The following is a 9972-nucleotide window of genomic DNA, read 5'->3' as shown; positions in this document are numbered from 1 at the left end:
TAGTAAAACTGCACTATTTTTGCTTAGATGATATCTATAAAACACGAAGACGAAGAAAAATACTCCTTTTTTTAACTTAATAATATAAGAATGAAAAAATTAGTCTTACTCTTTAGTCTCCTATTTTTCTCCACTCTATTTTCTCAGAAGAGGATGAAGAATTACGACCACATCATGAGCAGTAAAAACATTTATGAGATAAACGCCTTTTTAAGAGATGCGCACCCCGATGACCCGCGCAGGTCGGTATTAAAACCCAGAGTGATGGAAATGATGAGGGAATACATCAAAAATGCCCATCCGGCAGATCAAAAGGTAAAAGAAATGCAGGAAATGCTCGCTATGCTAAAAAAAAGACCTTCAACCAAGATCACTTTTGATGAGATGAATGCCATTATCAAACAAAAGCAGATCGCTAAATATAAAGCCGAATTGGAAGCCAAGCAGGCTCTTACCAATTATACTCCCAGCAGTGCACAGAATACTTTTGTTGTAAATGCATCAGCTGCAGCTGCCATTCCTGATGCCGAAGCCGAAGAATTCAATATGCTGATGACCGTCTCCCCTATTGAACATAAAAATAAAACCGTAAAAATATTAAATTCACTCTTCGATAACGACCCCTCAAGTAAGGAATGTATCGTTCTGATTGAAAATAAATCAGATTGTAATATCATTGTAAGAATGGAAGGGATAGGTAATATCAAATACCGCTTAGCCGTACCAGCCCATGATAACAGCTCAATTGTTGTAGATAAAGGAGATTATCTTTTCACTAGTTTAGTTTGTGGAGCCCAGTATGCATCTCAAAAAACAATTCAGAAAGCTCTTATGGTTGCTCTTGGAGGTCCTCCTGCTCCATAATAAATTAAATTTTGCTATTTTTGCAGAATTCTAATATTCTCATGGGTAAAAATAAACTGGCTAGATTTGCCGAAAATAAAAAGCTACCAAATGTCATTCAGCCAACAAGAGAAGAAGCTCTTAAAGGATTCGAATTAAAAGGTAAATGGAGAACTGATTTTTTTAAAAATGAACAACCTATTGTTCTTGAATTAGGATGTGGAAAGGGAGAATATTCCGTAGGACTTGCAAAAGCATTTCCTGAAAAAAACTTTATCGGTATTGACATCAAAGGTGCCCGGTTCTGGTTTGGGGCTAAAGAAGCTGTTCAGAATAATATGAACAATGTCGCTTTTTTAAGAACTCAGATCGAATTGGTAGATCATTTCTTTGCTGAAAACGAAGTAGATGAAATCTGGATCACTTTCCCTGATCCTCAGATTAAATATAAACGAACCAAACACAGACTAACTCATCCTGACTTTTTTGAACGTTATAAAAAATTTTTAAAACCGGGAGGAATCATCCATTTAAAAACCGATTCCGAATTTTTACATGGCTATACTTTGGGATTACTACAAGGTATGGGGCTTGAAATTATTACCGCCCATCATGACATCTACGGTGCTCCTGAATATGATCCTGACACCCTACATTTAAGGGACATCAAAACATACTATGAAGAGCTATTCTCTGCAAAAGGTAAAACTATAACTTATATTAAATTCCGTATAAATTAATGAATTGATAATCTGATGAAAAAAAAATCCCTCGTTTTTCTCATCTTATTTCTTTTATTTGCCGGTTTCAACCAAACACAAGCCCAAAAAACAAAAAGGAAATATGATAAGAAACACATCATGAAAAGCACAAGTATCGAAGACATTGAAGATTACCTGAGTAATGCCCACCCTGAAGATCCGAAGAGAGATCTTCTTAAATTAAGACTTATTTCTTTAAAGAATCAGGCATGGACCAAGGGTGCTAAAGATGCCAAACCCATGGCAGCAAGACCTGTTGTGGCGGATATTACCAATGAAGTGAAACAAGGTACTCACCCTGAGGAAGTAGAAGAGTTTAATAAGCTCATTGCAGAAACTACTATAGATCACGATAACAGAACAGCCAGTCTCCTGACAACATTATCCAGTCAGGATAACCATGAACAGGATGCTGTATTTATTTTCCAGAACAAAACAGAATGTAATCTTATTGTAAGACTGCAGGGAAATCAAAATTATAATCTTCCGGTGGAAGCACATGGAGAAAATTTCATTGTAGTTAAAAAAGGATCATATAAAGTAGAAAGCAAGGTATGTAATATCAATTATACTGCACAAAAGAACATTCTAAAAGGTACTGTAATTACATTAAACCCTTCATCCAGCAAAAAATAATATTTAAAAATATTAAATTTATAGTATAAAATATTTTTTGATGAAAAAATCTATTATTCTTTCTGCCGTCCTTATTATACTTGTAAGCTGTAATGTCAATTACAACACACGTTATCCTATACGCAAAACCTTTCCGACAGTATCGGGTACTAACAGCAGAGTATCTACTGCTGCAGTAGAAAGAGAATATAATGAGCTTTTAAAAACATATAAACCTGAAACAACAGAAGTACTGAACGATATTCTGAGTAATTCAACGGATGATCCCAGAACTTCAATCACTGTAGAAAATAAATCTTCCTGTAATATGGTACTTAGTATAAACGGTAACAATTACTCTAAGAAAATACCTATTGGAGCAGGTAAAATGGGTTACGCAATGGTTCCTAGAAACCAGAATTATAAATTATCCGGTATCGTTTGCGGATCTACTTATCAGGCTAATAAATTTATTACGAACTCTACATCCATCACACTTTCTAATTAGAACTTTATAAACAATAAAAAACCGCTAAAAATATTAGCGGTTTTTATATTATAAGAATAAATTTCAATTATTCTGCGTCGAAATCAGCATCTGTATCTGCAGATACTTTTTCTCCTTCTTTAGATTTTTCTTTATCAGCTTTTCTCTGAGACTGACCTTCTTTGATCGCTTCAGAAACAACACTTAAAATCATATCAATAGATTTAGAAGCATCGTCGTTTCCTGGGATAACAAAGTCAACTTTTCTAGGATCAGAGTTCGTATCTACGATACCAAAAACTGGAATTCCTAATTTTTTAGCTTCAGTAACAGCGATATGCTCTCTTAAGATATCTACTACAAATACTGCAGAAGGAAGACGAACCATGTCCGAGATAGAGCCTAAGTTCTTCTCAAGATTAGCTCTTTGTCTGTCTACCTGAAGTCTTTCTTTTTTAGATAAAGTTTCGAACGTACCATCTTTTTTCATTTTGTCGATGGAGTTCATTTTCTTAACAGCCTTTCTGATAGTAACGAAGTTTGTTAACATACCACCTGGCCATCTTTCTGTAATATAAGGCATATTAAGTTCTGAAGCATGCTTAGCTACAACTTCTTTAGCTTGTTTTTTAGTTGCTACAAAAAGAACTTTTTTACCTGCAGAAGTTAATTTTTCCAAAGCTGCACAAGCTTCATCCAATTTCACTGCTGTTTTATGTAAGTCTACAATGTGAATACCATTTTTCTCCATAAAAATGTATGGAGCCATATTTGGGTTCCACTTTCTTGTCATGTGACCGAAGTGTACACCAGCCTCTAAAAGGTCTTTTACATTTGCTTTTGCCATGTTTTTGTTTTTTGTTAGTTTACTTTCCGCTCTTTAGGCAATCAACAACTTCTTTAGATGGGAGAAGTGTTTGGATGCTAAACATAACGGGCAATTTTTGCTTTAAGCGTCAGGCACTAAGCCGGAGGCTTTGAAGCGAATTAAAAATTTTAATAAGTTTTTCAAATAGCTTATTGCATGTTGCTTTAAGCTTATCGCAATTCTTAACGTTTTGAGAATTGGAATCTCTTTCTTGCTTTTTTCTGTCCTGGCTTCTTTCTTTCCACCATTCTTGCATCTCTTGTAAGTAAACCTACTGGCTTTAATGCTAATCTGAATTCAGCATTGATTTCACATAAAGCTCTTGAAATACCCAATCTGATCGCTTCTGCCTGTCCTGTATTTCCACCACCGAAAACATTTACGGTAACATCGTACTGACCTGCAGTCTCAGTAAGGATAAATGGCTGATTTACTTTGTAAACCATCACGTCTGTAGAAAAATATTCTTTAGCATCTTTACCGTTCACTGTAATGTTACCAGAACCTGGCTTTACATAAACTCTTGCTACAGAAGTTTTTCTTCTTCCTATTTTATGAACTGTAGACATATTAATTATTTAAATTCGTTAATATTAATTGTTTTTGGCTGCTGAGCTTCATGCTTATGCTCAGTTCCTTCATATAAATAAAGGTTTTTAAGCAAAGCAGATCCTAGTTTGTTTTTTGGAAGCATACCTTTTACAGATCTTTCCAAAACTTTTAAAGAATCTTTCTTCTGAAGTTCTAGTGCAGTCATAGACTTCTGACCTCCAGGATATCCTGTATGCCAAATATAAGTCTTATCAGCCCACTTGTTTCCGGAAAGTGTTACTTTCCCTGCATTCAAAACAATTACATTATCACCACAATCTACGTGAGGTGTAAAGTTTGTTTTGTGCTTACCTCTCAAAATCTTTGCAACCTGAGAAGCTAATCTCCCCAATGGTTGACCTTCAGCGTCTACCACAACCCATTCTTTATTAGCAGTAGCTTTGTTCGCTGAAACAGTTTTGTAACTTAATGTATTCACACGTTTTAGTTAAAGATTAAACATAATTTCCCCTCTAAGGGTGTGCAAAGGTACAAATAATTTTCGTAATCAGAAAACTTATTTATAGAATATCAAAGGGAATATATAAACCTTTTAATATTTTAAGAAACATTAATATAATTCTTGGCACAAATATTGTAAATTCTCTTAACGATGAAAATTTTTTAGAAGATTCTAAAGACACAGGTGATAAAAGATAAGAGTTGGTTCCCTCAACTCTTTCTTTTTTTATATAAACCTAACAGCATCTATTATAAAGCTCTTTTCATCATTCCATTTAAATATTTTAACGATTTATTTGATTTCAGAAAAGTTTTTTCATTACTGAAATAATTATATTTGTTAAAAATTCTTAAAACCATGAGCCACGGAAAAATTAGAGAAGACAACACCTGTCTTAATTGCGGGTATGGGGTCCCTGAAAGGTTTTGTCCTCATTGCGGACAGGAAAATATTGAAACAAGACAGCCGTTTCATTATCTTTTCACTCATTTTATTGAAGACTTCACTCATTATGACGGCCAGTTCTGGAAAACAATTAATTATCTTCTTCTTCGTCCGGGAAAATTAACCAAAGAATATCTTGCCGGTAAAAGGCAGCAATATGTAGCTCCCGTGAAGCTCTATATATTTATAAGTTTTATCACTTTTCTTCTGCCTGGATTAATTCCCGAATACAAAGAGAGCAAAGAACCCCCAAAACCTACAGCAGAAGAAACAAGAATCAATCAGGAAAATGTAAAAAAGGCAGTAGACAATCTCCAAAAAGAAGGAATATTATCCCATAAAAATGCCCAGGACACCAGAAAACTAATTGACAGTATTCAAAGTGATGCCGCAAAGAGCAAAGTAGAAGAACATGATGATTTGCTGGACAATACTTTTGACAGCAGAAACTCCTTAATATTGGACGCCCATAACATCAGAGAATATGACTCTCTTCATATTAAAACAGGGAATCCTCTTTATAAGTATATGAGACCGTTTGCAAAAAAAATGTTTGATCTTAAAGAGGAAGGGTTAAGCAAAAAGGAAATAGGAAAAAGATTCAGAGATACTTTTATTCATACCCTTCCAAAAGCCTTATTTATATACCTTCCGGTATTTGCTTTTTTTCTTTGGTTATTTCACAATAAGAAAAGATGGTGGTATTTCGATCACGGAATTTTCACACTCCATTTCTTTTCTTTTTTATTATTGGGAACGTTAGCTTTTATTCTTTTAGGAAAAATATCCAGTATCCTCCCTAACTATTCGTTGATCAATCTTCTCAGTATCCTTGCCTATTTTGTACTAACAATATACATATCACTATATTTCTTCATCGCTCATCACAGGGTATATGAAACGCGAAAAAGAATAAGTATTCTGAAAGGTATGCTATTATTTATAATCAATTCAATAGGATTGACAATAATGCTTCTTGCATTATTATATGCCAGCTTTATTATGATCCACTAATTTCGTAGGGATTTACTGGATTTAAAACTTGCCAAAAGATAATAGGCAACAAATACGGTAGAAAACTTAAGAAGAGAAGGAATAGCCAGTTCCAGATTATAAATAAGAACTCCCGCCAAAACCAATAGTCCCATAGCCAGAAAAGATAATCCCAATTTCTGAGGAAGAGAAAACACAGGAGAATCTAAATAATAAGCCAAACCCCATGCAAAACCGAATGCAACCGCATAATACAAGTCAAGTCCTATATTCTGGCTGCTCAGGAAAAAATAATTAATAAGAAAACTAATAATTGTTCCCAATGCAAAATAAAGTAAGGCTCTTTTCATAATCATAAAAATATCATACAAAAATATACAAATTAGTTATAACCTTTACGTAACAGACTTCTTTAATAGTAAACAGCCAATTTAGCACACACCAACAACCCTCTGATTTATTGACCATTAGGCCCAATAGGGGTATTTTTATATTTTATTATATTTGGGAATTCAGAAATATTCTAAATCTTTTATGGAAACCCAAAAATATACCCCTAAAAATAAGGTAAGAATTGTAACCGCTGCGTCTTTATTTGACGGACATGATGCGGCCATCAATATTATGCGTCGTGTGATACAGGGAACAGGATGTGAAGTCATTCACCTGGGACATGATAAATCAGCAGAAGAAGTTGTAAATACAGCAATACAGGAAGATGCCAACGCTATTGCCCTGACTTCCTATCAAGGTGGTCACAATGAGTACTTCAAATACATCTATGATCTTTTAAGAGAGAAAAATTCACCTCAGATCAAAATTTTCGGAGGTGGCGGAGGAGTAATCCTTCCGGAAGAAATCAAAGATCTGATGTCTTACGGAATAGACAGAATATATTCCCCGGATGACGGAAGAGAGCTTGGACTTCAGGGAATGATTGATGACCTGGTTCAGAAATCAGACTTTGCAACGGGTAAAGATGTTACCCCAAAAGATCTCGATTCCATTGATTTCTCAAACCCTACAAGTATTGCACAAATTATTTCTGCAGTAGAAAATTTCTCCGATGAAAAACCGGAATTAGTAAGCAGCATTAATGAGAAATCTAAAGATATAACCATTCCTATTATCGGGATTACAGGTACCGGAGGAGCTGGAAAATCATCTTTAACCGATGAATTGGTAAGACGTTTCTTACGTTCGAATCCGGATAAAAAAATTGCTATTATTTCTGTCGACCCGTCCAAAAAGAAAACAGGAGGAGCCCTTTTAGGAGACAGAATTCGTATGAATGCTATTAACGATCCAAGAGTTTATATGCGATCAATGGCAACGAGAGAAAATAATGTTTCCGTTTCCCCATTTATTCACTCAGCTTTAAATATACTAAAACTGGCACACCCTGATGTAATCATCCTAGAAACATCAGGTATCGGACAATCCGGTTCTGAAGTTTCAGATTTCGCAGATGTTTCCATGTATGTAATGACTCCCGAATACGGAGCTTCCACACAGCTTGAAAAAATCGACATGCTTGATTATGCCGATTTAGTAGCCTTAAATAAATCTGATAAACGGGGAGCGCTGGATGCGCTTCAGGCCGTTAGAAAACAATTCCAGAGAAATCATCAGCTATGGGAGAGTCAATTGGAAGAAATGCCGGTTTATGCAACAAAAGCATCTCAATTTAATGATCATGGAACTACTGAACTGTTCAACAGATTGATTTCTAAAGTGAACGAAAAGTTTTCTGAATCAAATTTAAAAACTTTTATAGAACAGGAAATTACAGACGAGGTTACAATCATTCCTCCTAAAAGAGTCCGTTATCTTTCCGAAATCGTTGAAAATAATAAACAGTATGATTCCGCTATTGAAAAACAGGCTGAGTTTGCCCGCACCATGTATCATATTGAAGGAGTAAAAAACATCATCAGCAATGAGGTTTTAGAAGCTGAATATCAAAAGGCCGAAAAAGAACTTCAACAGGAAAATATAGATTTTCTTAAAAACTGGAAAAATACAAAAGAAGCTTTCCATGCAGAGTTTTATTCTTATTTCGTCCGTGGAAAAGAAATTAAGGTGGAAACCTCAACGGAATCTTTATCACATTTAAGAATTCCAAAAATTGCTCTTCCAAAATATAACGATTGGGGAGACCTAATTAAATGGAAAGGCCAGGAAAATCTTCCGGGAAGTTTCCCTTATACAGCGGGAATTTATCCTTTCAAAAGAACAGGTGAAGATCCTACAAGAATGTTTGCAGGAGAGGGAGGACCTGAAAGAACGAACAGAAGATTTCATTATGTTTCTGCTGAAATGCCGGCAAAACGTTTATCCACAGCTTTTGACTCTGTAACTTTATATGGGCAGGACCCTGCCCTTCCACCAGATATTTATGGTAAAATCGGAAATGCGGGAGTTTCTATTGCTACTTTAGATGATGCCAAAAAACTTTATTCAGGATTCGATCTGGTGAATGCCCTGACTTCTGTTTCGATGACGATCAACGGACCGGCCCCTATGTTACTAGCCTTCTTCATGAATGCTGCGATCGACCAGAATGTTGAAAAATATATTATTGAACATGGTTTGGAATCAAAAGTTGAAGAAGTTTTAAAAGCTAAATTTGATGATAAAGGATTAGCCAGACCAAAATACAATGGAGAATTGCCTCCTTCCAATAACGGTTTAGGACTTCAATTATTAGGAATCACAGGAGATGAAGTAATTCCCGCTGATGCCTATGCCGAAATTAAAGCAAAAACTATTGCCACCGTTCGTGGTACAGTTCAGGCTGATATTTTAAAAGAAGATCAGGCACAGAACACCTGTATTTTCTCCACGGAGTTCGCTCTAAGGTTAATGGGGGATGTTCAGGAATATTTCATTAAGGAGAAAGTAAGAAATTTCTACTCTGTTTCCATTTCAGGATATCATATTGCTGAAGCGGGGGCCAACCCTATTTCTCAATTGGCATTTACATTGGCTAATGGTTTCACGTATGTGGAATACTATTTGAGTCGTGGAATGGACATCAATGATTTCGCTCCCAACCTTTCTTTCTTCTTCTCTAATGGTATTGACCCTGAATATGCAGTAATCGGTCGTGTAGCAAGAAGAATCTGGGCAAAAGCCATGAAGTTGAAATATGGAGCAGACGAAAGGAGCCAGATGTTGAAATACCACATCCAGACTTCAGGACGTTCTCTGCATGCTCAGGAAATTGATTTCAATGATATCAGAACAACCCTTCAGGCACTTTATGCGATCTATGATAACTGTAATTCACTTCATACAAATGCATATGACGAGGCGATCACCACTCCGACTGAGCAATCCGTAAGAAGGGCAATGGCCATTCAGCTGATTATCAATAAAGAATTAGGTTTAGCTAAAAATGAAAATCCGCTTCAAGGCTCATTCATCATTGAAGAACTGACTGATCTTGTAGAAGAAGCTGTTTATAACGAGTTTGACAGAATCACTGAAAGAGGCGGTGTACTCGGAGCAATGGAAACGATGTACCAACGCTCAAAAATACAGGAAGAATCCATGCACTATGAATGGTTAAAACATACTGGTGAATATCCTATTATTGGGGTAAATACTTTCCTAGGAAAGGATGGTTCTCCAACAGTACTTCCGGGAGAAGTTATTCGTTCAACAGAGGAAGAAAAACAGGCTCAGATCGAATCTCTTCATAATTTCCAGAAAGCTAATGACGGAAAATCAGAAGTAGCCCTTAAAAAATTACAACACGCAGCAATCAATCAACAAAATTTATTTGAAGTAATGATGAATGCTGTAAAGTATTGTTCTTTGGGACAGATCACCAATGCTTTGTTTGAAGTGGGTGGTAAGTACAGAAGAAATATGTAATAATACATTATAAACAATTAATTAC

At 35.5% G+C, this 9972-nt stretch carries 10 protein-coding genes; 6 read left to right on the top strand and 4 right to left on the bottom strand.

Annotation, left to right across the window (positions count from 1 at the left end; translation table 11 throughout):
• Positions 1–90 precede the first annotated feature (90 nt).
• The 4 genes from Q0A18_RS10200 (at position 91) to Q0A18_RS10185 (ending at position 2727) form a co-directional block, all read left to right on the top strand.
• The gene (locus tag Q0A18_RS10200; protein WP_292010041.1) at positions 91–864 is read left to right on the top strand and encodes a DUF6759 domain-containing protein; all 774 of its coding nucleotides are present in this window, start codon (positions 91–93) and stop codon (positions 862–864) included.
• A 41-nt stretch (positions 865–905) separates the two neighbouring features.
• Entirely contained in the window at positions 906–1583 is a 678-nt protein-coding gene (trmB, locus tag Q0A18_RS10195; RefSeq protein WP_292010042.1) for a tRNA (guanosine(46)-N7)-methyltransferase TrmB, read from the top strand.
• A gap of 120 nt (positions 1584–1703) precedes the next feature.
• Positions 1704–2240 carry a DUF6759 domain-containing protein gene (locus Q0A18_RS10190; RefSeq protein ID WP_292010040.1) on the top strand — a complete coding sequence of 179 codons (537 nt, stop codon included), beginning with the start codon at positions 1704–1706 and terminating at the stop codon, positions 2238–2240.
• Between the two features lie 40 nt (positions 2241–2280).
• Positions 2281–2727 carry a DUF6759 domain-containing protein gene (locus Q0A18_RS10185; RefSeq protein WP_292010039.1) on the top strand — a complete coding sequence of 149 codons (447 nt, stop codon included), beginning with the start codon at positions 2281–2283 and terminating at the stop codon, positions 2725–2727.
• A gap of 67 nt (positions 2728–2794) precedes the next feature.
• Here Q0A18_RS10185 and rpsB read toward each other — a convergent pair whose 3' ends face one another.
• The 3 genes from rpsB to rplM all read right to left on the bottom strand — a co-directional run bounded on the left by rpsB (position 2795) and on the right by rplM (position 4604).
• On the bottom strand, positions 2795–3553 hold the full coding sequence (gene rpsB, locus Q0A18_RS10180) for a 30S ribosomal protein S2 (protein WP_292010038.1): 759 nt from the start codon (positions 3551–3553) through the stop codon (positions 2795–2797).
• Positions 3554–3756: 203 nt separating this feature from the next.
• Positions 3757–4143 (bottom strand): 30S ribosomal protein S9, encoded by a 387-nt coding sequence (gene rpsI / locus Q0A18_RS10175; protein ID WP_292010037.1) that lies wholly within the window; start codon positions 4141–4143, stop codon positions 3757–3759.
• Between the two features lie 5 nt (positions 4144–4148).
• A complete protein-coding gene (gene rplM / locus Q0A18_RS10170; protein ID WP_292010036.1) occupies positions 4149–4604 on the bottom strand; it encodes a 50S ribosomal protein L13 in 456 nt (151 codons plus the stop codon).
• Between the two features lie 381 nt (positions 4605–4985).
• Between rplM and Q0A18_RS10165 the strand changes: the two genes are divergently transcribed.
• Entirely contained in the window at positions 4986–6086 is a 1101-nt protein-coding gene (locus tag Q0A18_RS10165) for a DUF3667 domain-containing protein (protein WP_292010035.1), read from the top strand.
• On the opposite strand, the gene Q0A18_RS10160 is transcribed toward Q0A18_RS10165, so the two are convergent.
• Complete coding sequence (locus tag Q0A18_RS10160; protein WP_292010034.1) at positions 6083–6415, bottom strand: hypothetical protein; 333 nt, start codon at positions 6413–6415, stop codon at positions 6083–6085. The two genes, Q0A18_RS10165 and Q0A18_RS10160, sit on opposite strands and share 4 nt — an antisense overlap.
• 184 nt (positions 6416–6599) lie before the next feature.
• Between Q0A18_RS10160 and Q0A18_RS10155 the strand changes: the two genes are divergently transcribed.
• Positions 6600–9947 carry a methylmalonyl-CoA mutase family protein gene (locus Q0A18_RS10155; protein WP_292010033.1) on the top strand — a complete coding sequence of 1116 codons (3348 nt, stop codon included), beginning with the start codon at positions 6600–6602 and terminating at the stop codon, positions 9945–9947.
• The last annotated feature ends 25 nt before the right edge of the window (positions 9948–9972 follow it).

The sequence above is a fragment of the Chryseobacterium sp. genome, assembly GCF_022712095.1.
Classification (GTDB): domain Bacteria; phylum Bacteroidota; class Bacteroidia; order Flavobacteriales; family Weeksellaceae; genus Chryseobacterium.
Note: the sequence above shows the minus strand (reverse complement) of the source record. Positions and strands in the feature narration are given on the sequence as shown.

What these genes read in the sequence shown, in the direction of transcription:
- trmB (WP_292010042.1), top strand. Translation starts at nt 906, where the DNA reads ATGGGTAAAAATAAACTGGCTAGATTTGCCGAAAATAAAAAGCTACCA.
- Q0A18_RS10155 (WP_292010033.1), top strand. Translation starts at nt 6,600, where the DNA reads ATGGAAACCCAAAAATATACCCCTAAAAATAAGGTAAGAATTGTAACC.
- rpsI (WP_292010037.1), bottom strand. Translation starts at nt 4,143, where the DNA reads ATGTCTACAGTTCATAAAATAGGAAGAAGAAAAACTTCTGTAGCAAGA.
- Q0A18_RS10185 (WP_292010039.1), top strand. Translation starts at nt 2,281, where the DNA reads ATGAAAAAATCTATTATTCTTTCTGCCGTCCTTATTATACTTGTAAGC.
- Q0A18_RS10165 (WP_292010035.1), top strand. Translation starts at nt 4,986, where the DNA reads ATGAGCCACGGAAAAATTAGAGAAGACAACACCTGTCTTAATTGCGGG.
- Q0A18_RS10160 (WP_292010034.1), bottom strand. Translation starts at nt 6,415, where the DNA reads ATGAAAAGAGCCTTACTTTATTTTGCATTGGGAACAATTATTAGTTTT.
- Q0A18_RS10190 (WP_292010040.1), top strand. Translation starts at nt 1,704, where the DNA reads ATGAAAAGCACAAGTATCGAAGACATTGAAGATTACCTGAGTAATGCC.
- Q0A18_RS10200 (WP_292010041.1), top strand. Translation starts at nt 91, where the DNA reads ATGAAAAAATTAGTCTTACTCTTTAGTCTCCTATTTTTCTCCACTCTA.
- rpsB (WP_292010038.1), bottom strand. Translation starts at nt 3,553, where the DNA reads ATGGCAAAAGCAAATGTAAAAGACCTTTTAGAGGCTGGTGTACACTTC.